Below are 24,187 nucleotides of genomic sequence, written 5' to 3'. Positions count from 1 at the left end.
TGCGACAAGCCATTCATCGCGCTCTCAAAAACGACAAAAAAAACGGCTGACAAGTGTCTCATTTTCGCCCCCAGACACCATGGATGAGTTCGACGATTTCCGCGTTGGCGGCATTGAGACTTTCCATTGCCCGGTCGTAGGTCGCGCGGACGAATTCCCCCCGCTCGACCTCATACAGGGTCTGCTTCTTGATCGACGCGTCGGAAATCGCCGTGGACTTCAGGACGTGATTTCTTAACATCTGCTGCGCGAACATCGACTGCATGAACCCTACCATCTGGGCCTGGGGGATATCCGTCGGCTCAAAGCGCGTGATGAGGTAGCGGAACCACTGCACCCGCATCTCCGCCCCGGCCTCGGCGACAGGCCCCATGATCCCGCCAAGCATCATGAGAAACTGGCTCATCGACATGATGTCGAGCATCTGCGGATGGATGGTGATGAGGATGCCTGTCGAGGCCATGAGTGCGGTGATCGTCAGGTATCCCAGCTGAGGAGGGCAGTCGATGACGACGACGTCATACTTGTCGTCGACTTGCTTCAGGGCACTAGCGATCCGCATATAAAAAAGCCGCCCGTCTTCTCCCTTCTTCGAGGAGATTGCCAGCGGCACATCATACTCGTATTCCTGCAACACTAGGTTCGCGGGCACGACATCCAGCCCCGGAATGTTGGTCGGTTGGATAACATCACCGATTGACTTGCGCTCACCGTCAAAACGCAGGGCCTCATAGAGAGAGGCGGTATCGTCAAGCTCGGGCTGGATCCCGAAAAGAGATGTCAGGGACGCCTGCGGGTCAAGGTCAACGGCCAGAACCCGATGGCCGGTGAGAGCAAGATACTGGGCAAGGTGTGCGGCCGTGGTGGTCTTGCCGCTGCCCCCCTTAAAATTGACGACCGAGACAACCTGCATCGGTTCGCCTTCCCGACGCCTGGGCACGTAGTAGCGCTTGTCGGATTTCTTGTTTGCTTCGAGATAATCCCGGAGCTCCAGCATCTGGTCTGCTGTATAATACCGGCGTCCGCTGACCGACTCGATCTCCGGCCCTTTGCCATCAGAATGGAGTTGCCTCAGATGCGTCTGCGTCACCCCGATGAAATCGGCGACTTCCGCAAGCTGGAACTTGCGCAATCCCTTGCGGGCGTCCGGCGGGTATTGCTGGCTGCGCAGCATATGCAACGCGCTTGAGATCTTCGACCCCTGCTGGGCGATCTCGATATCAAACCTGTTTTGCAGCTCAGTGCTCATTTTGCGAACTATTTCCCGGAGGTCTTCACTTTCGAAAAGATGGCTTTGGGCCCATCATTCGCGAAACTATCATCCGATTCCCATCGGGCCGCAAGACATTTAAGGTTAACAACTGGTTAACGTACTTTATCCAGGTTTTGACGCTCGAACGATTCATCGTGGAATCGTAATCATTTAGTCAACAATATTATCAAAAAGCCAAAAGGCTGTAGGTGCAGATTTGCACATGAAATCAACGGTGCCAGATAGCGATTGCGATCGAAAATCGCTCCATGAACGCCCGACTCAGTAGAATCACCGGGTGCAGATCTGCACATAGCCACACGCTGAACGAGATGCTTTCTGTCCGCATCGTTTGTTGTTGCGGAGATCAACATGCTGCTCCTGACCGTCTCGCCCGGCCAATATGAACACCAGGCCAGTTACCTGAAGCAAATGCACCGGCTTCGTGCGGAGGTGTTTGGAAACCGTCTGGAATGGGATGTCGCAATCGACGACGGCGGCGAACGGGATCAGTACGACGAGCTCAGCCCGACCTACATCCTCGCGACCTTCGGCGGACAGAGGGTTGTCGGCTGTGCGCGGCTGTTACCCGCATCAGGCCCTACAATGCTGGAGCGGACGTTCCCTCAATTGCTGGCAACCGGCTCTCTCAGCGCCACCACGGCAATGGTTGAAAGCTCACGCTTCTGCGTCGACACGACATTGCCGACGAGTAGGGCAGGGGGCCGACTGCATCTCGCAACGCTCACCATGTTTGCCGGCATCATCGAATGGTCGATGGCAAACGGCTACGACGAAATCGTCACGGCAACCGATCTTCGCTTCGAGCGTATCCTGAAGCGCGCCGGTTGGCCGATGACGCGACTGGGCGAACCCGTCGCGATCGGCAACACCGTCGCCGTCGCCGGACATTTGCCCGCCGACCGAAAGAGTTTTGAGCGGGTCTGCCCGCCGGCGTACCGTTCGATCATCGCCGACCATAGCGGCCGCCCGTTGAGGAGCGCCGCGTGAACCAGCTCCGCTCCTATCCGCGCCTCGTCCGTAAACTTCAAGACGCGCTCGGTGACCAGCTTTGTGTCGCCCTTGACGACGCGACGGTCGTCGAGATCATGCTCAATCCCGATGGTCGACTGTTTATCGAGCGGCTCGGTCATGGCGTCGTATCCGCTGGCGCAATGACGCCTGCCGCCGCCGAAGTCGTGATCGGCAGCGTCGCCCACGCCCTGCAGTCAGAGGCTGACGATGAGAGACCGATCATCTCGGGAGAGCTACCGATCGGGGGACACAGGTTCGAAGGACTGTTGCCACCGATCGTATCCGGACCGGCATTTACGATTCGGCGGAGGGCGTCGCGCCTCATACCGCTCGACGATTATGTGACGTCGAAAGTGATGACCGAAGCCCAGGCGTCTGCCATCCGCAGCGCAATCGATTCCCGTATGAACATCGTCATTTCAGGCGGAACCGGCTCCGGCAAGACGATGCTTGCCAATGCGATCATTGGCGAGATCGTCGCGTCCGCTCCGGACGATCGCATGGTCATTCTCGAAGACACTGCCGAAATCCAATGCGCCGCCGAGAACGCTGTCTCACTGCATACCAGCGATACGGTCGATATGGCCCGCCTCCTCAAAAGCACGATGCGCCTGCGACCGGACCGTATCATCGTCGGGGAGGTCCGGGACGGCGCGGCACTCACACTGCTGAAAGCCTGGAACACCGGTCATCCCGGCGGTGTCACCACGATCCATTCCAACACAGCTATGTCGGCGCTCCGCCGGCTTGAGCAACTGACAGCCGAAGCAAGTCAGCAACCGATGCAGGCGGTGATCGGCGAAGCCGTCGATCTCATCGTCTCCATCGAACGCACGAGGAAGGGGAGGCGGGTCCGCGAGGTCATCCATATCGATGGATACCGCAACAATCACTACCAGACCGAACATTACGCCCAGATCGACGAGGACAGCCATGTCGCGTAAGACGCATCTCATTCTCACTGTCACAGCGCTGGCCCTCGTCTCGCTCGGCTCCCTAGATGGGGCACTGGCATCTTCCGGTGGCGGCAGCCTTCCTTGGGAATCGCCACTGCAGCAGATCCAGCAGTCGATCACCGGACCAGTCGCAGGCTTCATCGCGCTTGCGGCCGTCGCCATCGCTGGTGCGATGCTGATCTTCGGCGGGGAACTGAACGACTTTGCCCGACGGCTTTGCTACGTCGCGCTGGTCGGTGGCGTGCTGCTCGGCGCCACCCAAATCGTCGCCCTGTTCGGCGCGACAGGGGCGTCGATCGGCGAGCTTCATTCGCAGACTGACCCGCTCGGGTATTCTCCCTCCGCCACGCTCATTGAAAGAGGGGAGGGGGATCGTGGCTGAATCCGGCTCGACTCTCGTGCGGTCGCGGGTTCATCGGGCGCTATCACGTCCGAACCTGCTGATGGGTGCCGATCGTGAGCTGGTGTTGCTGACGGCGCTGGCCGCCATCATCCTGATCTTCGTGGTGCTGACCTGGTACGCCGCACTGTTCGGGATCGCGACCTGGCTGGTCGCGGTTGGGGCGCTTCGCATGATGGCGAAAGCCGATCCGCTGATGCGGCAGGTCTACGTCCGCCACATCTCCTACAAAACCTTCTACCGCGCGACATCGTCACCGTGGCGCAAATTCTGAAGGGGCAGAGATGGTCGCCCTCAAATCCTTCCTTCATTCCGGGCCATCCTTCGCCGATCTCGTGCCCTATGCCGGCCTGGTCGATAACGGCGTCATCCTGCTGAAGGACGGCTCGCTGATGGCCGGCTGGTACTTTGCCGGCCCTGACAGCGAAAGCTCGACGGACGCCGAGCGCAACGATGTCTCCCGCCAGATCAATGCGATCCTGTCGCGGCTCGGCTCCGGCTGGATGATTCAGGTCGAGGCCGTCAGGGTGCCGACCGCGGATTACCCGCAACAGCCCGACTGCCATTTTCCTGATCTCGTCACCCGCGCTATCGATGCGGAACGACGGGCACATTTTCAGAAGGAAAGGGGGCATTTCGAGAGCCGGCATGCACTGATCCTGACCTGGCGGCCGCCTGAGCCTCGCCGCTCCGGCCTGACCCGATATATCTATTCCGACACCGCCAGCCGGTCCGCCACGTATGCCGATACGGCGCTAGAGAGCTTTTCGAGATCGATCCGCGAGGTCGAGCAGTATCTCGCCAATGTCGTATCGATCCGCAGGATGCTGACACGCGAAACCTCGGAGCGCGGCGGCTTTCGTGTTGCCCGCTATGACGAGCTTTTCCAGTTCATCCGCTTCTGCATCACCGGCGAGAACCATCCGGTGCGTCTGCCAGAGATCCCCATGTATCTCGACTGGCTGGTGACGGCCGAACTGCAGCACGGTTTGACGCCACTCGTTGAGAACCGGTTTCTCGGCGTGGTGGCAATCGATGGCCTACCGGCGGAAAGCTGGCCCGGAATTCTCAACAGCCTTGACCTAATGCCGCTGACCTATCGCTGGTCGTCCCGCTTCGTCTTCCTTGACGCCGAGGAAGCCCGCGCGAAGCTCGAGCGGACTCGCAAGAAGTGGCAACAGAAGGTGAGGCCATTCTTCGATCAGCTCTTCCAGACGCAATCCCGATCACTCGACCAGGATGCGATGCTGATGGTGGCGGAAACCGAGGACGCGATCGCCGAAGCTTCGTCGCAGTTCGTCGCCTATGGCTACTATACGCCGGTCATCGTTCTCTTTGATGAAGACCAGCAAAGCCTGCAGGAGAAATGTGAGGCAGTCCGGCGCTTGATCCAGGCCGAAGGTTTTGGTGCTCGCATCGAGACAATCAACGCGACCGATGCATTTCTTGGCAGCCTGCCGGGCGTGTCCTATGCCAATATCCGTGAGCCGCTGATCAACACGCGCAACCTCGCCGACCTTATCCCCCTCAATTCGGTCTGGTCCGGAAGCCCGATGGCTCCTTGCCCGTATTATCCGCCGGCCTCGCCTCCGCTGATGCAGGTCGCCAGCGGATCAACTCCCTTCCGGCTGAACCTGCATGTCGACGATGTCGGCCACACGCTGATCTTCGGACCGACGGGTTCGGGCAAATCAACGCTGCTCTCATTGATCGCGGCCCAGTTCCGACGCTACGCCGGGGCGCAGATCTTCGCGTTCGACAAGGGTGGCTCGATGCTGCCGCTGACGCTGGGGCTCGGCGGCGATCATTATCAGATCGGTGGCGATGCTCAGGAAGCAGGGCAGGGAAGGACACTCTCTTTTTGCCCGCTGGCCGAGCTCTCGACCGATGGCGATCGTGCTTTCGCCTCCGAGTGGATCGAGATGCTGGTGGCACTGCAGGGCGTGACGATCACTCCGGACTACCGCAATGCCATTTCACGGCAGGTCGGCCTGATGGCCGATTCCCGCGGCCGCTCGCTCTCGGACTTTGTCTCAGGCGTGCAGATGCGCGAGATCAAGGACGCCCTGCATCACTATACCGTCGATGGTCCGATGGGACAGCTGCTCGACGCCGAGGAGGATGGTCTAGCGCTCGGGGCCTTCCAGTGCTTCGAGATCGAGGAGCTGATGAATATGGGCGAGCGCAACCTTGTGCCCGTTCTGACCTATCTCTTCCGACGCATCGAAAAACGCCTCACCGGTGCACCCAGCCTGATCATTCTCGATGAAGCCTGGCTGATGCTCGGCCATCCGGTGTTTCGGGACAAGATCAAGGAATGGCTGAAGGTGCTGCGGAAGGCCAATTGCGCCGTGGTGCTCGCCACGCAGTCGATCTCTGATGCCGAGCGGTCCGGCATCATCGATGTGCTGAAGGAATCCTGCCCGACCAAGATTTGCCTGCCGAATGGTGCCGCGCGGGAGCCGGGCACCCGCGAGTTTTACGAACGGATCGGCTTCAACGAGCGGCAGATCGAGATCGTCGCAACCGCGATCCCGAAGCGGGACTATTACGTCGTGTCGCCAGAAGGCCGGCGTCTATTCGACATGGCCCTCGGTCCCGTCGCGCTTTGTTTTGTCGGGGCATCCGGAAAGGAAGACCTGAAGCGCATTCGCGCCCTGCATCTCGAACACGGGGCCGCGTGGCCTCTCCATTGGCTCCAGCAGAGGGGGATCGCCCATGTCGACACGCTCTTCCCAACCCAATAGGACATTGCACACCGCGCTTGGTGCGGTCCTCGTGCTCTTGTCTGCTCTCTCGCTTCCTGCGCAGGCCGGTGGCGTCACCGGACAGGCGACAGAATGGACACAGCTTGCCAACAATACGGAACTGATCAGCCTGGTCGGCAAGTCCGCCGAGCAGGTGAACAACCAGATAACCCAGATCTCGCAGCTGGCCGAGCAGATCCACAACCAACTCAACATCTACAAGAACATGCTGCAGAACACGGCGCAGCTTCCGAACCATGTCTGGGGCCAGGTCGAAAACGACCTGAAGAACCTCCAGAACGTCGTCAACCAGGGCCAGGGCGTAGCCTTCTCCATGGGCAATGTCGACGATGTGCTCAAGCAACGCTTCCAGAGTTTCGCCGACATGAAGAGCAACCTGCCAGACGGCGCGAGCTTCTCCACGACCTACCAGAGCTGGTCCGACACCAATCGCGACACGATCGCCGGCACGCTGAAGGCTGCCAATCTGACGGCCGAACAATTCTCCACTGAGGAAAGCACGATGTCGCAGCTCAGGTCGATGTCGGAATCGGCGGATGGCCAGATGAAGGCATTGCAGGTCGGGCACGAGATCGCCGCCCAGCAGGTCGCGCAGATGCAGAAGCTGCGGGGTCTGGTCTCTCAGCAGATGACGATGATGGGCACTTGGTACCAGTCCGAACAGGCGAGACAAGATCTGGCGCAAGCGCGGCGCGAACAATTCTTCAGCGGGACAGAACGCGATATAAGGGGCGGCCAGACCATGGAGCCCCGCTGGTGAGCGCGCGTCTGATTGCCATTATCGCCCTTGCAGCGGTGTGCTCCGCGACCGGTGCAAGCGTCACTTTATGGATCGTGGTTCGACCGGAGCCAGTTTCCGGATCCGGCGCCGTCGCGACAGGGTCTCCCTCCGATGAAGACCGGCACCGACATCGTGATGAATTCTTCGGTGGAGATGCCAATCGCGACATTCGCGGGGGCCAGGAGATGAAACCACGATGGTAGCCGCTCCCTCTTGTCGGGCTCTCGAGCGGACCTTCATCGCGATTGCGGTCGTCCTAGTGGTGACCTCGCCGGCGCTGGCGCAACAGGGTCAGGTCCTGACCACACTCGAAAATTCCGTCGTTACTGCCGCCAAGGGCTGGGAAACGACGGTCATGAACGCCGCGCGGTCGCTGTTCTGGATCCTCGCCGGCATCGAGGTCGGGATCACTGCCGTATGGCTGGCAATCAACGCCGCCTCGCTCGACAGCTGGTTCGCCGAACTCGTCAAACGCATCATGTTCATCGGCCTGTTCGCCTTTATTCTCGACAGAGGACCGGAGTTCGCCAAGGCCGTGGTGGACAGCCTTTACCAAATCGGCGCTGGTGGCGGCTCCGCATCTCCCGCCAACATCTTTGACGCCGGCATTCGTGTCGCGACGAAGATGTCGGAACAGGCGAAGTTCGGTCTTTGGGAGGATAACGCACTGGCGATCGCCGCCGTCTTTGCCATGGTCGTGGTCGTCGTTTCATTCTCGCTGGTGGCTGCAATCTTCGTCGCCGTGATGGTCGAGATGTATGTCGGCCTGCTCGCCGGCATGATCATGCTCGGGCTGGGCGGTTCGTCCCATACCAAGGATTTCGCGATCAAGTATCTGGTCTACGCCTTCTCCGTCGGCATGAAGCTGATGGCGCTGGTGATGATCGCCAAGATCGGCTCGGACATCCTTCTCGGTCTTGCCGAAGCGCCGACGGCGACATCGGAACAGTTCATCACGACGCTGGCGATTGCCGGCATCTCGGTCGTCGTCTTCGTCATCGCGATGTATGTGCCGCCCATCCTGCAAGGCGTGGTCCAGGGCGCATCGGTTGGCGGCGGCATGGAAGCCATTCGTCACGGCGGGCAAGCGGCATCCGCGGCACTCGGCGCCGGCTTCCTGACGATCGGTGCTGCCAACAGAGGATTTGGGGCCGCCAGTGCCGCAAGGGCAGGGGGCGCGTCTCTTGCCAGTGCGGCCCTGCGCGGCATGCAGGCCGGGATTGGCGGAGCCGCTGGTGCCGTCGGCTCGGCAGCAAAGGAAAAGGCGATTGGTTCGCCCGGCGCCTATGCCGGATCGATGCTCGGCCTTGCCAACGCCAAACTCGATCAACCATCCGGCCGGCCAGGCACACCGCCTGCACCACCGCCGATCAACGACAGCAAGTGACGGGAAGCTGAAAGAATGACTGGTCAGAATATCCCAGATAATCCCTATATCGCCGCCCGCAACGAATGGAACGAACGCTACGGCTCGTACGTAAAAGCGGCTGCCGCCTGGCGCGTCGTCGGCATTGCCGGAATGACCATGGCCGTTATCGGCTTTGGTTACGCGCTCTACCAGAGCACACAGGTCAAGCTGATCCCTTATATCGTCGAAGTCGACAAGCTTGGCACCGCCGTCAATGCGGGCTTCCCGCAGCAGATCGAATATGCCGATCCGCGCGTGGTGCGCGCGACACTCGGTAGTTTCGTGTCGAATTTCCGCTCTGTGACGCCCGATGCCGTGGTCCAGAAGCAATATATCGACCGGACCTATGGGCTGCTGCGCACCTCCGATCCCGCGACGGAAAAGGTGAATGCCTGGTTTCGCTCGAATTCTCCCTTCGAGAAGGCGAAGGCCGCGACGGTGGCGATCGAGGTTAACAACATCGTCGCGCTGTCGAACCAGAGCTACCAGATTGACTGGACGGAGTTCGAACGCGACCGCCGCGGCAAGGAGACTGCCACCCGCCGCTTCCGTGGGATCGCCACGGTGACACTGACGCCGCCCCAGGATGAGGGTGTCATCCGTCTTAATCCCATCGGTCTCTATCTCCGCGACTTTGATTGGACTGCGCAGCTTTGAAAGGCATGGCCCCTAACATGAACAGATCAGACGCACTATCTCGGGTCACGATGAGCGCCAGCATCATTGCTATCGTCATTGCTGCCTCTGCCACTTTCCCGTCTGCCGCTCTCGCCGCCGATGGTGTCACGGCCAATGAAGCAAAGGGAATGGGCATCTCAACACAATGGCGTGGAAGCCGCGGGCTCGTCACCAAAGGCGCCGATGGAAAGGTGATTTTCCTCTATGGCGAAGTGCAGCCGTCTGTCGTCTGCTCACCGTTGCAGGTCTGCGACATCGAGCTTCAGGGCGGCGAGGTCGTTCGTGATGTTTTGGTCGGCGATACTGTGCGCTGGAAAGTGGAGCCTGCGACCTCCGGAGCGGCGGGCGGCCAAGCTATCCATCTGATCGTCAAGCCATCGGAGCCGGGTCTGGTCACCTCGATGGTCGTGACGACGTCGCGGCGGACCTATCATATCCAGCTGAAATCGCATGCCACGCAGTATATGGCGCGCATTGGTTTCGAATACCCCGAGGACGTCTCAGCAAAACTCGCCGACGTCAACGCACGGCTGGAAGCCAGCGCGATACCCGGCGCCGGCGTTCCCGCCGAGCAACTAAGCTTCGCCTATTCCGTCGCGGGCAGTGCCGGCTGGCGTCCGACCCGTGTCTACTCGGATGGACAAAAGACCTACATCCAGTTTCCACGCTCGATCTCCAGTCAGGATGCACCGGTTCTGTTCGTCGTCTCCGGCGGCCAGAACCGCATCGTCAACTATCGCATGAAGAGCAACATGATGGTGGTCGATTACAATATCGATCGCGCCGTCCTTGTCTCCGGCGTCGGCTGGAAACAGCAGAAGGTGACGATCAGCAGGGGAGGGCGATGATGCTGAACCTCCGTCGCCACAACTGGAACCGTCTGGCCCCGATCCGGTACTTCGCCGCAACGACTGCCCTCGCCATCCTCGTTTCCGGATGCCAGTCAATGGACAGTGGGGCTCTCGTCACGAGCGCAGCACCGCCTGAGGTTTCCGGACCAGCGGCGGGCTCGATCGCCGGCGATATGGTCAGCCGCCTTGCCGAACAGATCGGACAGGGAAAGGCGACCGTGGCCCTCAAACAGGATGGTTCTCCGTTCGGACTGGCGCTTGAAGCGGCATTGAAGGGATGGGGTTATGCCGTTGTTACCGATCAGAAGACGGATCGCAAAGCGTCCGTCATTTCCCTTGCTTATGTCATCGTGCCTTACGAAGGCCAGGTGCTCGCACGGCTCTCGACCAGCAGCGTCGAGCTTGGTCGGGCTTACACCGTGACGACATCGGGTGCGACCCCGGCAAGCGCCCTTTCGCTGATGCGGCGCGGGTGAGGGAGAAACATCATGGTGCAGTCTCTCAAGCTTGGTGGCGCCGCGAACAGTCAGGCCACGTCCGGCATCAAGCGGGTGAACCGCGTGCCGGTCATCGTCGTGATCGTGCTGCTCGTCGCCTTTCTCGGCATCATCTTCTTTGGCCTCGCCTCGCGCGGGCTTTACTTTCGTAAGAATAGCGGGCCGGATACCAGCTCGGGCAATCCGGCGTCGACCTATGCCGACCAGATCAAGCGTGGCGTCACCGACGGCATCATTGGAGAGCCGCAGCAGCAGACGACGTTCCAGCCGGCCCCGGTCGAGACGAAACAGACCGAAGAGAAGGAGGCCAATCCCTTTACGGCTCAGGCCGAGCAGACGTCGGAACGACGTGGATCCGAACTGGAACCGGAAGAGGTGTGGCGCGCGCGTCTCGCCCGCGAGCAACAGGAGCAGGTTCTTCGCGAGCAGCAACGTCAGCGGATGGCACGGATGCAGGCGCGGAACTCCGCCTATGACGCGCCGCTTGCCATCGATCGCGGCAAGCTGGAAGCGCGGTCGGAAAAAGGTGACACCGCCGCTGCGCGGACAACGACGGCAGCCGCCACAAACGGAAACGCATCCGATCTCTATGCCGCAGCACTCCGCGCTGGCTTGGGTGGACAGAACGGCGATCCCAACGGACAGAACTCCAAGGAAGATTTCTTCAACGCCGATCTCAAGGATCTCGGCTATCTGCCGAACCGCGTCGTGCCGCAACAGTCCCTATACGAACTGAAACGAGGCTCGGTCATTCCAGCGACGTTGATAACAGGCATCAATTCCGACCTTCCGGGGCGTATCACCGCACAGGTCAGCCAGAACGTCTATGACAGCGCAACAGGCCATCGCCTGCTGATCCCGCAGGGCACAAAATTGTTCGGTCGCTATGACAGCAAGGTTTCGTTCGGGCAGAGCCGCGTTCTTGTCGTCTGGTCCGATATCATTTTCCCTGATGGATCGACATTGCAAATCGGCGGCATGGCGGGCACGGACGCGGAAGGCTATGGGGGATTCAATGACAAGGTGAACAACCACTATCTCAAAACGTTTGGCTCGGCCGTCATGATCGCGCTTATCGGGACGGGCATCGACATGGCGGTGCCTCAGAGCTCGACGCTTGCCACCCAGGATACGGCATCCGATGCAGCAAGGCGAAATTTCGCGGAGACCTTCGGCCGTGTCGCAGATCGAACCATCCAACGAAACATGGATGTCCAGCCGACGCTGGAGATCCGACCTGGGTATAAGTTCAATATATCGGTCGATCAGGACATCGTCTTTCCTCGCCAATATCATTGAAGCAGGTTGAGAACCGCGAAAAGTTCGAATGCTGCCTCGCGTTAGGCAAAAGGGGATTATTATCTATTGTGTCGGCAGCAACTAAAAAGGACGGGCGTCTAGTAAGAGCTCCATCGACGGTTGCGGTAAGCCTTGCGCCTATTCCAATGCACCAGCAAACTGCAATTGTGGTCACAAATCGCCCCTCGCACCGTTGACGATCCGCCACCCCCGAACGATTCCATCTCAGACGCCCTTGAAGAGACCTGTTGACATAGGGTGATGCCATCGGGACAGTCGGCACTGGGCGCCTTCCGCTAGAACCTCTATGGTCGCAAGATTTTCGAGACATGGCACAAGATGGTCATGCGGGAGAGCGTCTCGATATCCGCGAGGTGATTATACACCGCATTCCGGTCAGCGACTTCAGGACCGAGTTCGACAACATCGCGAGCGGGAGTAGCGGCAAGATTGTGCTCGGCTGGACCAAAGATGACGATCACTACTAATTTGACGCCGACAGATTTTAGTTGCCTGCAGCGGTCATGCGAGATGAGAACTCGATGGCGTTTTCTGCGGGTTTTTTCCGGGCAGGCCACATGGTTTCGTTCTCCGAATCTACCTCGGCTGCCTGGTCTTCGGGTAGCGATCGAACCTCGCTGATCGTAAAGCGCGACAGGAGCTGCTGAACCGATGCGGCTTGCTGCACCAAAGCAGAGCTAGCGGACGTCGACTGCTCTACCATGACTGCGTTCTGTTGGGTGTTCTGATCGATCGTGCCGACAGCGGCGCTAATCTCCTGTAGCCCGGCCGCTTGTTCGCGGGCAGCATCGACAATTGCAGCTACGTTGTTGTCGATTTCCGCAATTCTCGATGTAATGGATTGAAGCGCATTGCTGGTTTGCCCAACTAGTTCGACGCCTGAGGTGACATATTGTCGAGACGTTTTGATCCGCGTCTTGATCTCGCTTGCAGCGCTCGCGGATCGTTGAGCCAGCTCTCGAACTTCCTGCGCCACCACTGCGAAACCCTTCCCTGCTTCACCTGCGCGGGCAGCCTCTACCCCCGCATTCAAAGCAAGCAGGTTGGTCTGAAATGCAATCTCGTCGATTACGCCGATAATGCCCGCGATTTCGACCGACGAACGCTCGATCGCGTTCATGGCCTCGATTGAACTCCGTAGGACATCGCCCGAGCGTTCAGCTTCTTCCCGTGTCGCACCAACCATCATTCCAACGTCCGTTGCACGGCGGCTTGTAGCCTGAACGGTTACCGTGATCTGCTCGAGCGCGGCCGCAGTCTCTTCGACGGAGGCAGCCTGCTGCTCCGTTCTGCCCGACAAGTTTTCAGCGGCGAGGAGGATTTCAGAAGCACCGCTATCCACCGCATTCACGCTGTCGCCGATCGTCCTCAAGATATCTTCAAGATTGCTCGCGGAGCTGTTGAAGTTCGTCCGGATCGCATCGAGATGGGCTATGAACACATTTTCGATGCGATGAGTGAGATCGCCATGCGCAAGCTGATCCAGGGCCGTTCGCAATGCGTCAACGGCTGACTGGGTCTCTGCCAGCTCTGCCGCCTTCTGCTTTTCCTGATCAGCACGTTCGATACCTGCCGCCACTCTGCCGGCCTCGGCGTCTGTCTCCAAGCTGATGCGCTCAATTGCATGATCGCGAAAGATCGCGACTGCTACAGCCATCCGGCCTATTTCATCGCGCCGGTCCTGTCCGGTTACCGGGCTGTCGGTATCACCCTCCGTCAAGGTCGCCATCCGTCGTTGCAGATTGTCTATGGGACCAGTTATACCCCGTGTCGCAACGAACAACGCCGCCAAGATCGCTGCGCTGAAGGCAACCGCGAGAACCGACAAAGACAAGGTGATCGTCGTGACGGTTTGTGCGTTGAGCTCTTGGCTCCTTGTCGCAATCTCTTTCTGATAGCGATCCGCGAACGTGGAAATCGCCAAGGAAGTGCGAAGAATCTGAGAATCGACATCGGACAACATTTGCTTTGCGCCAATGCTTTGGCCTTTCAGACCAAAACCTACAGCCTTGTCCGTAAGGTCGAGGATATTGTTCACTCTCAGCGAGAGACTATCAAGCTCCTCGCTTTGAGAAGGAATTCCTGCCTTCAGAAATTTAAAACGCTTTTCCAGCGCCTTCTTATTCTCCTCGTAAGCCTTTGCCGCGTCGCGTAATGCAGGGTCTCCAGATCTATAGACGAGTGTCTGATAAGCGCTGTAAGCCGCAGCGGCGAGATTTCTGTCTGCACGCGTAAGCTCGATGGCCATCGCATTGTCTCTACGGATGAAATCCGAGTAACTCGCGTCCGCCGATCTGTAGCTGTTAGCCATGAAAGCCGTCGCGCCAAGGCCGATAACACCCAGAGGCGCCACGACCGCGAGCATTTTCACGCGAATTTTGGAGTGCTTAAGCAGGGACATTGGTTTTCCTGTGGTCAGGGAATTTTGGCTCGGTATATCCGGGCAAGCGCGCAACACTACCCACCCGTCAGCACGGTTTGGCTATGAATGACTTCCCTTGAGCCGGGTCACTGGGCAATCTCTAGGAATGACCATCGCCGACGAAAAGCCGCTCCAGGCCGTAGAGTCGGTCGAGCAAGAACATCACGACGACCGTCGCCAAGATCAGCAGCGCCGAAATTGCGCAGATGAGAGGGTCGATAGAGTCTTGGATGTAGTTGAACATTCTGACCGGCAAAGTGGTTGTCGTTGGCGACGCCAGGAAAACGGTCATCGTCGTCTCATCGAAGCTCTGGATGAAGGAGAGTGCGAAACCGCTGGCGATACCCGGAATGATCAGCGGAAGGATGATGCGCCTGTAGATTGTTGTTCGGTTAGCACCGAGCGAGGCTGCAGCGTCTTCTACCCGCTTGTCCATTCCCGAAGCACTCGCCAGAACCATGCGCATCGCGAAAGGAAAGACGATTACGACGTGGCCGAGGACGAGGCCGGTGGTCGTTCCAGAGAGACTGATCAGCGAGAGAAACCGGAGAAAGGCGATGCCCAGCACGACATGCGGTATCATCAGCGGTGACATGAAGAAGGCATTTAATGCGTCACGACCGATGAATCGGTACCGTGCTATCGCGATGCCGGCCGGCACGGCGAAAAGCAGTGCCAAGATTGACGACGTTGCAGCGATAACCAGGCTCGTTTTGAACGATGTCAGGAACTCTGGATAATCGGCAAGTCGGTAGAACCAGCGCAGCGAAAAGCCGTTCATCGGCAGCGCGAGATAGTTTTCCGGCGTGAAGGCCACCAGGCACACCATCACCATCGGAGCGAGGAGGAAGATCACGAACATCGCGTTGAAGAGGAGGGCGATAGGACCGTTTTTCATGAGAACACCTGAGCGTAGCGCCGTTCCACAAGACGATTCCAGCCGACGACGATAAAGACGATGCCGATGAGGAGAAGGACGGCAACGGCTGCCCCCAGCGGCCAGTTCAGCGTGTTGAGAAACTCGTCATACGCCAGCGTAGCCGCGACCTTGAGGCGACGACCGCCGATGATCGCGGGTGTGGCGAAGGCACTGGCCGCAAGCGTGAACACGATGATGCTGCCGGACAAAATGCCGGGCATAGCCTGCGGTAGCACGATGCGGCGGAAGATGGTCAACTGGCTGGCGCCAAGCGATTGTGCCGCCCTTTCAGCGGAGGGGTCCATCCGTCCCAATGAAGCCCACACGGAAAGAACCATGAAGGGAACGAGAACATGGGTGAGTGCGATCACCACCCCGGTTTCAGTAAACATGAGCGACACTGGTGCGGCGGCAAGGCGCAAGGTCTGCAACAGGCGTGAAAGAATACCATTTCCCGCCAGTATAAGTGCCCATCCTAGCGTACGTGCGACGACGGAAACGAGGAGAGGCCCGATTACGATGAGGATCATGATGGAGCGCCACGGCTCGTTCATCCGGCGCAGGATGTAAGCCTCCGGAACTCCTATCAGGATGCAAAAAACGGTAACGAGAACCGAGATGCGTAGTGTCCGGAGAAAGATTTCGGCGAAGTAGGAGTCGGAAAAAATATCGCGGTAATTATCCAGCCTTAGAACCGCGACGATACCTTCGGAAGAGTTCCATTGGTTGAACGATAGCAGGACTGTCATGACCAGCGGCACAGCAACGATACCGAGGAATAGGAACGTCGCTGGTGCGCTGAGAAGAAACGCTTCGCGTGCGGCCTTCATCGCGCACCCCCGGTCGCTGGGAGCAGCACGGCGTCTTCAGGCTTCATCACAAGACAGATTTGCTCGCCAACGGATGGTGCCGTGGTTCCGTTGTTCTGGCTGACAACGACAGCCGGTCCCGCAGGCGTGTCGATTTGAAAAAGCCAGTGGTCGCCCTGGAAAACGCGGGTTTTAACAATGCCCGCGAGCCCGTTCGAACCCGCGTTGGCCAAAGTAAGCTTCTCAGGACGGATGGAAATCGAGCATCGACCTTCAAGTGGATGGTTGAACGAGATTTCGCAGCCGCCAACATCGAGACTGCTGCCTCGCGCTTCGCCCATGAATATGTTCGTTCTACCGAGAAAGGATGCGACGAAGGGCGTTGCAGGCTTTTCATAGACGTCGATTGGCGAACCGATCTGTTCGACTTTGGCGGCACTCATCACCACAATCCTGTCGGAAAGCGCTAGTGCTTCGTGTTGATCATGAGTGACCAAGATCGTGGTCGTACCGATCGTCTGCTGGATTTGCCGCAACTCTATTTGCATCTCCTCCCTCATTTTAGCGTCAAGATTGGAGAGTGGCTCATCGAGAAGCAGGATGGACGGCTTGATGATCAAAGCGCGTCCGAGTGCAACGCGCTGCTGTTGCCCGCCGGACATCTGTCGCGGGTATCGTCCAGCCTTGTCGGAAAGGCCGACGAGAGCAAGCGTCTCCGTCACTCGTTTTGCGATTTCCTCACGCGCAACGCCACGCATCTCAAGACCAAAGGCAAGGTTCTGCGCGACCGTCATATGGGGGAAGAGCGCGTAGCTCTGAAACACAATCCCCAGTCCGCGGCGATTGGGCGGCAATCGGCCGAGATCAGTATCTCCGAGCTTGATTGTTCCCCCTGTTGGCTCGACGAAGCCGGCGACCATCTGCAAGGTCGTCGTTTTCCCGCATCCGGAGGGACCAAGCAGGGAAATAAATTCCCCTTTTTCCACCGCAAGATCAACTTGCTCCACCGCGACAACAGGTCCGTAAACCTTGCGTAGCTTGTTCAATGTAAGGTAGGTCAAAGCATCACCAACCGCAACGTGGCGACCGGCAGTTATAAACCACCGTCGCGAACCTCAGAGAGAGGCCGGTTGTCCGGCCTTTGAACTAAAACGCTTGAATCTCTAGCCCCTCGGCCCTCTAAAGGGACGAAGGACTAGGCGCCGAAACAAGCTTACCGCTCGATTTCCCGTGTCCAACGCTTGTTCCACTCATCGCGTTGTTCATTGATGGTATCCCAGTCGGCAGTCACAAGCTGGTTTGCCTTTTCCCCATAGGGCATCATGCCGGGAGCGTCGACTTTGACGTCTTTGCGTACCGGAGCAAAGCCACCGTCATTTGCAAGAATGGCTTGGACTTCGCTCGAAAGCATTGTCTTGATGAACGCATGAGCAACCGGCGATACGGTTGTCTTTGCGACTGGACATATCGCAGTCATGACAGCCGGCGCGCCTTCGGAAGGATAGACGAAATCGACCGGAAAGCCTGTGCTGGCCAGCGCCTGGACGCGCGAGGTGCCCCAAACCCCGAGAACAGCCTGCCCGGTCTGGAAAAGCTCCGTCATCTTCGCGGGCGAGGGCTCGTAAGCGAGAACGTTTTTGTCAACTTCGTCCTGAATGGCCTTGAAGCCAGGGTCGATGTTCTTTTCGCCTCCACCGTTCATCCGCGCCAGCATCACCACCGTCAGCAATCCGTAGCCGTTGTTCATCGGCGGGATGACCACCTTACCGGCGAATTTCGGATCCTTGAGATCGTTCCAGGATTTCGGCGGCGCCCAGCCATTTTCTTGAAACACCTTGGTGTTGTACATCAGCCCGCTTGCCAGCAGACCGAGCCCCGACGCCTTGTCTTCGGGGAAGGCTGCGGAGTAGTAAAACTGGCTGAAATCGACACCGGTTATCGGCGCGCAGAATCCGAGGGACACAGCCCGCGCCATCGGCCCATCGTCCATGAGCGCGACATCGAATTCCTGATTGTCTTTCTGCGCTTGCAGCTTGGCGAGTATGTCCGTGGAGTTGCCGGCGACATACGTCACCTTCACGTTGTTGTCGGCCTCGAACTTGGGCAAGATTTTTTCGCGGATAATTTTTTCAGTCGATCCGCCGTAGCCGCCGACGATCAGTTGACTTTCGGCTCGAGCGACTGAGCAGAGCGCTAGGAAAGAAACAGTACAAATGGCGACAGTTCTGATTTTCATGCGCATTTTATTCCCCTTTTTGTTTGTATGAATATCCGAATTTTCTCAGGGGCGTCGATAAAGTCAAATTCATTATTGACGGGCTTCCATACTCAAATATTATGCAGGGATGTCAAATTTTGGACGACAGATAGAAGCCTTCCGCGCCGTTATGGTGATGGGGGGGATGACGACCGCTGCAGAAACTCTGTTGATCACTCAACCGGCGGTCAGCAGGTTGATCCGCGATCTAGAGCACGATCTGAAAATCAAGCTTTTTCATAGAAAAGGTAATCAGATCACTCCTACCGCGGAAGCGACGAGCTTTCTCGCGGAAATCGAGCGGTCTTATCTCGGACTGGATCAGCTTCGATCTTACGCATCAGATCTGCGGAGATCTCTGACCGGCTCGCTGCACGTTGCTGCAATGCCTGCGTTAGCGTTCGGTTTCCTGCCCTACTGCCTTTCGGCGTTCGCTGCCAATCGCCCAAAGATTTCCATACTTCTCGATGGTATGCCATCACATACGGTCGTGGAACGTGTGATCGGTGGGCAATTCGAAATTGGCTTTGCCGAAGTACCTACAGACCGTCCTACCATCGATCAAACACCGATTGCAGCTAATGTTACAGTCGTTATGCCAGTCGGTCACCCACTGTCGAGGTTCGAAAGTCTTTCAGCGCAGCAACTTGTCGATGAGCGGATCATCATGTTGGCTCGTGGCAGCTACATACGCCACACGATAGAGCGGGTTCTTGGGGCTCTTCCTCGCCAACCCGTAGTCATTGAAACGCCGCTAGCAGGAATAGCATGTGCTCTGGTAGCGCAAGGGATGGGCATCACTATCGTTGATCCGTTCGCAGCAATGACGTTCTTGAATCATGGCCTCGTAGCCCGACCGCTCGTCCCGAACCTGGACGCCGGTTTTTTTATGCTGACGGCGCGCTCACGACCGGTCTCTAAGCTGGCGGCGGAGTTCGTCGCCTCCATCCAGGAACATTCTCAAGACTTCCTCGCTTCTCTCTATAACATTTAGAGCTAGGCACCGGCTTTTACGAAACTGGCGCTTGATAACATTCTGACATTGTAGACGCGATTTTATGAATTTGAAATCATGGAGTACCTCGTGACATTTTGCTGCTTTGATCTTGGAAGCCGCAAATGTTTACCAGCATACAATCAAAGTCCATAGCGCCCGCGCAATCCGGCCGTGACTATGACGTGGCTGTCGCCGGCGGCGGTATTGTCGGCATGTGTGTTGCCTTCGGACTTCTCAAAAAAGGGCTGAAGGTTATTGTTCTTGACGAGGGTGACCGGGCGTTCCGCGCATCGCGTGGCAACTTTGCGCTTGTCTGGCTCCACACCAAGGGACTCGGCAATCCGGTATACTCCCGTTGGTCACGGCGCTCAGTCGAGCTCTGGCAAAAGTTCGCCCAAGAGCTCGAAGATATCTCAGGCATTAAAGTCGGATTGGAACAGCGTGGCGGATTTCTACTGTGCCTCAGTGATCAGGAGATGCTTGAAAGAATCCGGGCGTGCGATCAGTTGTCCAACGAGTTGGGAAGCGACCGACATACTCTTGAGATCATGGATCGCAGGCAACTCTCAAACATGCTTCCGGCGCTGGGGCCGGACGTCGTGGGTGGAAGCTTCTGTCCGCTTGACGGCCATGTGAACGTGCTGCGTTTGTTTGGTGCACTTCACCGTTCCTGCGAGATACTCGGTGTTGACTACCGGCCCGATAGCGCGATCGATGACATCAAACCTGTGACTGGCGGCTTCGACATCACGATCCGAACCTGCAAAATTTCCGCTTCCCGGGTTGTGCTCGCCGCTGGCTTGGGAAATGCGGACCTGGCCCCAATGGTCGGTCTCTCTGCGCCTCTTCGTGCAGAACGCGGACAGATCATTGTCACAGAAAAACTTGATCGGTTCCTCGATTATCCCGTCGGAAATGTCCGTCAGACCGATGAGGGAGGCGTCATGATCGGCGCGTCGAAGGAAGATGCCGGTCTCGACACCGGAACCACAACGCCTGTTCTCGCTGACTTAGCGTCGGACGCGACACGCATGTTCCCGATCTTGGGAAGAGCGCGGGTGGTACGAACATGGAGCGCGTTACGCGTCCTAAGTCCGGACGAAAGTCCTATCTATGACCAAAGCGCCCGTTTTCCCGGAGCGTTTTTGGTTACATGCCATTCCGGTATCACTTTGGCTGCCGCCCACGCGCTAGACCTTGCACCCCAGATTGCTTTCGGCTCACTCAACCGCGACCTCGAAAATTTCAGTGCAGGGAGGTTTTCCAATGTTCAGAAGACTGCGTGAACCAGCCACCAAGCTGACAATTTTTGTCGATGGCATCGCCGTCAACGGGGCCAAAGGCGATAACGTTTCTACTGTGTTGCTCTGCGCAGGAATAGACTCTTTCCGCAACACGTCTGTAACTGGAGCCGCGCGCGGTCCCTACTGCGGCATGGGTGTCTGTTTCGATTGCCTTGTGACAATCGACGGGGAGGGCAATAGGCAAGCCTGCCTTACCCCGATCTACGAGGGCATGGTCGTGACGACAGGCGCTGGACGGCGCGCGCTATTGACGGAGTCCATAAAATGACTGACCTAGCTGGAAAAACGTTCGATCTGCTCATCGTCGGCGCGGGACCGGCTGGGCTGGCGGCGGCTACCGAAGCCGCGGGCCGTGGACTATCAGTAGGCGTCTTCGACGAAAACCCGCTGGTTGGCGGGCAAATCTATCGCAATGTATCGGGTCAGAGTTTGATCGACCGCGACATTCTCGGTCCAGATTATTTCGGTGGCTCCCGTCTGGTGGCCGAAGCATTGAGCAGCGGAGCGACGTTTTACCAAGGCTCCACTGTATGGATGATAGAGCGCCCAGAAGGAACGTCTTGCTTCGCGGTTGGCGTACAGCGTGAGGGCATCGCAGAGATTGTGGCGGCAGAACGGATACTGATTGCCACTGGGGCCCTTGAGCGTCCGTTTCCAATAAAAGGGTGGACGCTGCCCGGTGTCTTGACAGCCGGTGCAGCGCAGACAATGCTCAAGGCGAGCGGAGCTGTGCCAAGCGGGCGAGTGGTTCTCGCAGGCAGCGGGCCGTTGCTTTATCTGTTAGCTGCGCAATTTTTGCGAGCATCGGCGGCGCCTGACGCAATTCTCGACACGACGCCTAGAAGAAACTGGCTGAGGGCATTACCTCATCTGCCAGAATTTATGCTGTCTGGATATGCTCGTAAAGGAATTTCGCTCCTAGCGGAAGTAAGACGATCCACTCAAGTCATCACCAACGTCACGCATTTAGAGGCTGTTGGTCCCGGTCGGCTAGATCATGTTTTGTATGTATCAGGAGGGGAGAGCAGACGGCTGGAAGCTGACGTACTTCTGCTTCATCAAGGTGTCGTGCCGCAGGTGAATCTTGCAATGGCGACCGAGTGCGAACATACCTGGAACGAAGAGAGGCTGGCTTTCGAGCCCCGCTTAAACAAAGGCTTCCATTCGACTGTAGCAGGTCTCTACATAGCCGGGGATAGCGTTGGTATCAGTGGAGCAATTGCGGCAGAGGCCGCTGGTCGCATCGTTGGCCTTCATGTTGCCAGCGATCTCGGCAGGCTGTCGGCCGTCGAACTCGACCGTGCAAGCAAGGCGCCCAGATCCGCTCTCAAGAAAGCGCTTCGTGGGCGTCGCTTCATTGATGCGCTGTACCGTCCAGGAGACCGTTTCAGAATGCCGCCCGACGACGTCGTTGTGTGCCGATGCGAAGAGGTGAAAGCTGGCGATGTCCGTGCTGCAGCGATCCGCGGTGCGCAGGGACCAAACCAGACCAAAACGTTCCTGCGAACAGGCATGGGGCCCTGCCAGGGCAGACTTTGCGGGCTAACGATCACGGAGATCCTGGCATGCCAATCTCAAAAGCGACCCAGCGAGATCGGTTATTTCCATATCCGCAATCCCGTCAAACCAATCACTCTCGGAACGCTCGCTGCGCTGAAAAGCGAGGGTGAAACCACACGTCTTTTCTGATTGAAGTTCTAAAATAGAGGAAACCTTCGATGATCGAGCGATTCGAGACCGGACCGCGTATGAGCCGCGCCGTCACACACAGTGGTGTAGCATATCTCGCAGGACTGACAGCTGATGATGTTACACAGGACGTTGCCGGTCAGACCCAACAGGTGCTGGCAAAGGCAGACGCTAAACTCGCGATTGCGGGAACTGGCAAATCGCAGTTGCTGACCGCAACCATATGGTTGAGGGACATAAGCGATTTCGATGCGATGAACAAAGTCTGGGAAGGTTGGATCGACTCTGCCAATCCTCCGGCGCGCGCTACGGCTCAATGCCATCTCGCGGCTCCCGAGATTCTGGTCGAGATTATCTTCACGGCTGCCTGCTGACGGTATTGTGCCTCGGCGCTTAAGGCAGGAGATTGAAATGTTTCTTTCGGTTTTCGATGTCTTCAAAATCGGTATCGGCCCTTCGAGTTCGCACACCATGGGCCCGATGTCGGCAGCGAAGCGTTTCCTCGACCTGATCCTGTCGAGCGATTGGCCGCGTCCGTCGAACGCCTCCGTCGTCTCGATAACGTCGAGCCTGCACGGCTCTCTCGCCTTCACCGGTATCGGCCACGGCACGGGCAGGGCGGTCATTCTCGGCCTGATGGGGGAAGAACCGCACAAGGTCGATCCGGACCGGATGGACGCGATCATCGATCAAGTCGAGCGCTCGGGCCGCATCACGCCGCCTGGGCATCCGGGTTACCTCTTCCAGCCGAAGACCGATCTCGTCTTCGACAAGAAAGTGCTGCTGCCCGGCCATGCCAACGGCATGTCGTTTTCCGCCTTCGATAAGGATGGCCGACTCCTTCTGAAGCGCATTTACTATTCGATCGGCGGCGGCTTCGTCGTCACCGATACGGAGCTGGAGGCACTGAAGGCGAGTAAGGCCAAGCCCAGCGGCGTCAAGGTGCCGTATCCCTTCTCGTCCGCGCACCAGATGCTGGAAATGGCAGCGCGCTCGGGGTTGACGATTGCCCAGATGAAGCGGGCGAACGAGGAATGTTCGATGTCGCGCGAGGAGCTCGACGCCGGGCTTGATCGCATCTGGGCGGCGATGAAGAGCTGTATCGATCGCGGCCTTACCGTTTCGGGCATCCTGCCCGGCGGTCTCAAGGTTCGCCGCCGTGCCGGCATGATCCATGACAAGCTGCACGAGGAATGGCGGTCGAACAAGATGAACCCGCTGCTCGCCAACGACTGGCTCTCCGTCTACGCCATGGCGGTCAACGAGGAGAATGCGGCCGGCGGTCGCGTCGTCACATCCCCGACCAACGGTGCCGCCGGTGTCGTGCCGGCGACGATCCGCTACTATCTGCATTTCCACGAGGATGCAGACGACGACGGTATCCGCGACTATCTGCTGACGGCTGCGGCCGTTGGCGGCATCATCAAGTTCAACGCCTCGATCTCCGGCGCGGAAGTCGGTTGTCAGGGCGAGGTCGGTTCGGCTTCAGCGATGGCGGCGGCGGGACTGGCGGCCGTCATGGGCGGCACGCCCGAGCAGATCGAGAATGCCGCCGAAATCGCGCTTGAGCATCATCTCGGCATGACATGCGATCCGGTCGCCGGTCTCGTGCAGGTGCCATGCATCGAGCGCAATGCGCTGGGCGCGGTCAAGGCCGTGACGGCAGCCTCGCTTGCTATCAAGGGCGACGGCCAGCATTTCGTGCCGCTCGACGCCTGCATCGAGACGATGCGCCAGACCGGCGCCGACATGAACGAGAAGTATAAGGAAACCTCGACCGGCGGCCTTGCCGTCAACGTTGTGGAATGCTGACGCTCCGCCTAGTGAATTGAATCTGGCTGGTC

General features: G+C 58.3%; 25 protein-coding genes. 19 read left to right on the top strand and 6 right to left on the bottom strand.

Features of this window, described 5'->3' with window-relative positions; genetic code table 11:
* Window positions 1-58 precede the first annotated feature (58 nt).
* Window positions 59-1,249, bottom strand: coding sequence for a plasmid partitioning protein RepA (gene repA, locus G6L28_RS22505; RefSeq protein WP_174066412.1), 1,191 nt, complete (start codon window positions 1,247-1,249; stop codon window positions 59-61).
* 375 nt (window positions 1,250-1,624) lie between these two features.
* Between repA and G6L28_RS22500 the strand changes: the two genes are divergently transcribed.
* From G6L28_RS22500 to G6L28_RS22440, 13 genes are all read left to right on the top strand, one after another.
* Window positions 1,625-2,263, top strand: coding sequence for an acyl-homoserine-lactone synthase (locus tag G6L28_RS22500; protein WP_174066410.1), 639 nt, complete (start codon window positions 1,625-1,627; stop codon window positions 2,261-2,263).
* Window positions 2,260-3,231, top strand: coding sequence for a P-type conjugative transfer ATPase TrbB (gene trbB, locus G6L28_RS22495; RefSeq protein ID WP_174066407.1), 972 nt, complete (start codon window positions 2,260-2,262; stop codon window positions 3,229-3,231). The genes G6L28_RS22500 and trbB overlap by 4 nt, the downstream gene beginning before the upstream one ends.
* The gene (gene trbC, locus G6L28_RS22490) at window positions 3,221-3,625 is read left to right on the top strand and encodes a conjugal transfer pilin TrbC (protein WP_174066404.1); all 405 of its coding nucleotides are present in this window, start codon (window positions 3,221-3,223) and stop codon (window positions 3,623-3,625) included. Before trbB ends, trbC begins: the two co-directional genes overlap by 11 nt.
* Window positions 3,618-3,917, top strand: coding sequence for a conjugal transfer protein TrbD (locus G6L28_RS22485; RefSeq protein ID WP_174066402.1), 300 nt, complete (start codon window positions 3,618-3,620; stop codon window positions 3,915-3,917). Before trbC ends, G6L28_RS22485 begins: the two co-directional genes overlap by 8 nt.
* Before the next feature lie 10 nt (window positions 3,918-3,927).
* Entirely contained in the window at window positions 3,928-6,390 is a 2,463-nt protein-coding gene (locus tag G6L28_RS22480; protein WP_174066400.1) for a conjugal transfer protein TrbE, read from the top strand.
* Window positions 6,362-7,171 carry a P-type conjugative transfer protein TrbJ gene (trbJ, locus tag G6L28_RS22475; protein WP_174066398.1) on the top strand — a complete coding sequence of 270 codons (810 nt, stop codon included), beginning with the start codon at window positions 6,362-6,364 and terminating at the stop codon, window positions 7,169-7,171. The genes G6L28_RS22480 and trbJ overlap by 29 nt, the downstream gene beginning before the upstream one ends.
* Window positions 7,168-7,395, top strand: a complete 228-nt coding sequence (gene trbK, locus G6L28_RS22470; RefSeq protein WP_174066397.1) for an entry exclusion protein TrbK — start codon at window positions 7,168-7,170, stop codon at window positions 7,393-7,395. The genes trbJ and trbK overlap by 4 nt, the downstream gene beginning before the upstream one ends.
* The gene (gene trbL, locus G6L28_RS22465; RefSeq protein ID WP_174066396.1) at window positions 7,389-8,579 is read left to right on the top strand and encodes a P-type conjugative transfer protein TrbL; all 1,191 of its coding nucleotides are present in this window, start codon (window positions 7,389-7,391) and stop codon (window positions 8,577-8,579) included. Before trbK ends, trbL begins: the two co-directional genes overlap by 7 nt.
* Window positions 8,580-8,594: 15 nt before the next feature.
* On the top strand, window positions 8,595-9,257 hold the full coding sequence (locus G6L28_RS22460; protein WP_174066395.1) for a conjugal transfer protein TrbF: 663 nt from the start codon (window positions 8,595-8,597) through the stop codon (window positions 9,255-9,257).
* A gap of 50 nt (window positions 9,258-9,307) precedes the next feature.
* Complete coding sequence (gene trbG / locus G6L28_RS22455; protein WP_174066433.1) at window positions 9,308-10,126, top strand: P-type conjugative transfer protein TrbG; 819 nt, start codon at window positions 9,308-9,310, stop codon at window positions 10,124-10,126.
* Entirely contained in the window at window positions 10,126-10,605 is a 480-nt protein-coding gene (gene trbH / locus G6L28_RS22450; RefSeq protein WP_174066431.1) for a conjugal transfer protein TrbH, read from the top strand. Before trbG ends, trbH begins: the two co-directional genes overlap by 1 nt.
* Window positions 10,606-10,617: 12 nt before the next feature.
* Window positions 10,618-11,925 (top strand): IncP-type conjugal transfer protein TrbI, encoded by a 1,308-nt coding sequence (gene trbI, locus G6L28_RS22445; RefSeq protein WP_174066393.1) that lies wholly within the window; start codon window positions 10,618-10,620, stop codon window positions 11,923-11,925.
* Window positions 11,926-12,254: 329 nt separating this feature from the next.
* Window positions 12,255-12,413, top strand: coding sequence for a hypothetical protein (locus G6L28_RS22440; protein ID WP_174066391.1), 159 nt, complete (start codon window positions 12,255-12,257; stop codon window positions 12,411-12,413).
* 17 nt (window positions 12,414-12,430) lie between these two features.
* On the opposite strand, the gene G6L28_RS22435 is transcribed toward G6L28_RS22440, so the two are convergent.
* The 5 genes from G6L28_RS22435 to G6L28_RS22415 all read right to left on the bottom strand — a co-directional run bounded on the left by G6L28_RS22435 (window position 12,431) and on the right by G6L28_RS22415 (window position 18,338).
* Window positions 12,431-14,347 (bottom strand): methyl-accepting chemotaxis protein, encoded by a 1,917-nt coding sequence (locus tag G6L28_RS22435; protein ID WP_174066389.1) that lies wholly within the window; start codon window positions 14,345-14,347, stop codon window positions 12,431-12,433.
* Window positions 14,348-14,468: 121 nt separating this feature from the next.
* The gene (locus tag G6L28_RS22430; protein ID WP_174066387.1) at window positions 14,469-15,266 is read right to left on the bottom strand and encodes an ABC transporter permease; all 798 of its coding nucleotides are present in this window, start codon (window positions 15,264-15,266) and stop codon (window positions 14,469-14,471) included.
* Window positions 15,263-16,117, bottom strand: coding sequence for an ABC transporter permease (locus G6L28_RS22425; RefSeq protein WP_174066385.1), 855 nt, complete (start codon window positions 16,115-16,117; stop codon window positions 15,263-15,265). The genes G6L28_RS22430 and G6L28_RS22425 overlap by 4 nt, the downstream gene beginning before the upstream one ends.
* Entirely contained in the window at window positions 16,114-17,157 is a 1,044-nt protein-coding gene (locus tag G6L28_RS22420; protein ID WP_174066383.1) for an ABC transporter ATP-binding protein, read from the bottom strand. Before G6L28_RS22420 ends, G6L28_RS22425 begins: the two co-directional genes overlap by 4 nt.
* Before the next feature lie 152 nt (window positions 17,158-17,309).
* Window positions 17,310-18,338, bottom strand: coding sequence for an ABC transporter substrate-binding protein (locus G6L28_RS22415; protein ID WP_174066381.1), 1,029 nt, complete (start codon window positions 18,336-18,338; stop codon window positions 17,310-17,312).
* 103 nt (window positions 18,339-18,441) lie between these two features.
* On the opposite strand from G6L28_RS22415, the gene G6L28_RS22410 reads away from it, so the two are divergent.
* The 6 genes from G6L28_RS22410 to G6L28_RS22385 all read left to right on the top strand — a co-directional run bounded on the left by G6L28_RS22410 (window position 18,442) and on the right by G6L28_RS22385 (window position 24,155).
* Window positions 18,442-19,347, top strand: coding sequence for a LysR family transcriptional regulator (locus G6L28_RS22410; RefSeq protein WP_174066379.1), 906 nt, complete (start codon window positions 18,442-18,444; stop codon window positions 19,345-19,347).
* Window positions 19,348-19,472: 125 nt separating this feature from the next.
* Entirely contained in the window at window positions 19,473-20,636 is a 1,164-nt protein-coding gene (locus tag G6L28_RS22405) for an NAD(P)/FAD-dependent oxidoreductase (RefSeq protein ID WP_174066377.1), read from the top strand.
* Window positions 20,617-20,922, top strand: a complete 306-nt coding sequence (locus G6L28_RS22400; RefSeq protein WP_174066375.1) for a (2Fe-2S)-binding protein — start codon at window positions 20,617-20,619, stop codon at window positions 20,920-20,922. The genes G6L28_RS22405 and G6L28_RS22400 overlap by 20 nt, the downstream gene beginning before the upstream one ends.
* The gene (locus G6L28_RS22395) at window positions 20,919-22,343 is read left to right on the top strand and encodes an NAD(P)/FAD-dependent oxidoreductase (protein ID WP_174066373.1); all 1,425 of its coding nucleotides are present in this window, start codon (window positions 20,919-20,921) and stop codon (window positions 22,341-22,343) included. The genes G6L28_RS22400 and G6L28_RS22395 overlap by 4 nt, the downstream gene beginning before the upstream one ends.
* A 29-nt stretch (window positions 22,344-22,372) precedes the next feature.
* A complete protein-coding gene (locus G6L28_RS22390; RefSeq protein WP_174066371.1) occupies window positions 22,373-22,717 on the top strand; it encodes a RidA family protein in 345 nt (114 codons plus the stop codon).
* A gap of 37 nt (window positions 22,718-22,754) precedes the next feature.
* Complete coding sequence (locus G6L28_RS22385) at window positions 22,755-24,155, top strand: L-serine ammonia-lyase (RefSeq protein ID WP_174066368.1); 1,401 nt, start codon at window positions 22,755-22,757, stop codon at window positions 24,153-24,155.
* Window positions 24,156-24,187 lie beyond the last annotated feature (32 nt).

This window comes from Agrobacterium larrymoorei (assembly GCF_013322225.1).
GTDB lineage: Bacteria > Pseudomonadota > Alphaproteobacteria > Rhizobiales > Rhizobiaceae > Agrobacterium > Agrobacterium larrymoorei_A.
This window is presented reverse-complemented; position numbering and strand designations above follow the sequence as displayed.

What these genes read in the sequence shown, in the direction of transcription:
- repA (WP_174066412.1), bottom strand. Translation starts at nt 1,249, where the DNA reads ATGAGCACTGAGCTGCAAAACAGGTTTGATATCGAGATCGCCCAGCAG.
- G6L28_RS22500 (WP_174066410.1), top strand. Translation starts at nt 1,625, where the DNA reads ATGCTGCTCCTGACCGTCTCGCCCGGCCAATATGAACACCAGGCCAGT.
- trbC (WP_174066404.1), top strand. Translation starts at nt 3,221, where the DNA reads ATGTCGCGTAAGACGCATCTCATTCTCACTGTCACAGCGCTGGCCCTC.
- G6L28_RS22480 (WP_174066400.1), top strand. Translation starts at nt 3,928, where the DNA reads ATGGTCGCCCTCAAATCCTTCCTTCATTCCGGGCCATCCTTCGCCGAT.
- trbJ (WP_174066398.1), top strand. Translation starts at nt 6,362, where the DNA reads ATGTCGACACGCTCTTCCCAACCCAATAGGACATTGCACACCGCGCTT.
- trbL (WP_174066396.1), top strand. Translation starts at nt 7,389, where the DNA reads ATGGTAGCCGCTCCCTCTTGTCGGGCTCTCGAGCGGACCTTCATCGCG.
- G6L28_RS22460 (WP_174066395.1), top strand. Translation starts at nt 8,595, where the DNA reads ATGACTGGTCAGAATATCCCAGATAATCCCTATATCGCCGCCCGCAAC.
- trbG (WP_174066433.1), top strand. Translation starts at nt 9,308, where the DNA reads ATGAGCGCCAGCATCATTGCTATCGTCATTGCTGCCTCTGCCACTTTC.
- trbH (WP_174066431.1), top strand. Translation starts at nt 10,126, where the DNA reads ATGCTGAACCTCCGTCGCCACAACTGGAACCGTCTGGCCCCGATCCGG.
- trbI (WP_174066393.1), top strand. Translation starts at nt 10,618, where the DNA reads ATGGTGCAGTCTCTCAAGCTTGGTGGCGCCGCGAACAGTCAGGCCACG.
- G6L28_RS22440 (WP_174066391.1), top strand. Translation starts at nt 12,255, where the DNA reads ATGGCACAAGATGGTCATGCGGGAGAGCGTCTCGATATCCGCGAGGTG.
- G6L28_RS22435 (WP_174066389.1), bottom strand. Translation starts at nt 14,347, where the DNA reads ATGTCCCTGCTTAAGCACTCCAAAATTCGCGTGAAAATGCTCGCGGTC.
- G6L28_RS22430 (WP_174066387.1), bottom strand. Translation starts at nt 15,266, where the DNA reads ATGAAAAACGGTCCTATCGCCCTCCTCTTCAACGCGATGTTCGTGATC.
- G6L28_RS22425 (WP_174066385.1), bottom strand. Translation starts at nt 16,117, where the DNA reads ATGAAGGCCGCACGCGAAGCGTTTCTTCTCAGCGCACCAGCGACGTTC.
- G6L28_RS22415 (WP_174066381.1), bottom strand. Translation starts at nt 18,338, where the DNA reads ATGCGCATGAAAATCAGAACTGTCGCCATTTGTACTGTTTCTTTCCTA.
- G6L28_RS22410 (WP_174066379.1), top strand. Translation starts at nt 18,442, where the DNA reads ATGTCAAATTTTGGACGACAGATAGAAGCCTTCCGCGCCGTTATGGTG.
- G6L28_RS22405 (WP_174066377.1), top strand. Translation starts at nt 19,473, where the DNA reads ATGTTTACCAGCATACAATCAAAGTCCATAGCGCCCGCGCAATCCGGC.
- G6L28_RS22400 (WP_174066375.1), top strand. Translation starts at nt 20,617, where the DNA reads ATGTTCAGAAGACTGCGTGAACCAGCCACCAAGCTGACAATTTTTGTC.
- G6L28_RS22395 (WP_174066373.1), top strand. Translation starts at nt 20,919, where the DNA reads ATGACTGACCTAGCTGGAAAAACGTTCGATCTGCTCATCGTCGGCGCG.
- G6L28_RS22390 (WP_174066371.1), top strand. Translation starts at nt 22,373, where the DNA reads ATGATCGAGCGATTCGAGACCGGACCGCGTATGAGCCGCGCCGTCACA.
- G6L28_RS22385 (WP_174066368.1), top strand. Translation starts at nt 22,755, where the DNA reads ATGTTTCTTTCGGTTTTCGATGTCTTCAAAATCGGTATCGGCCCTTCG.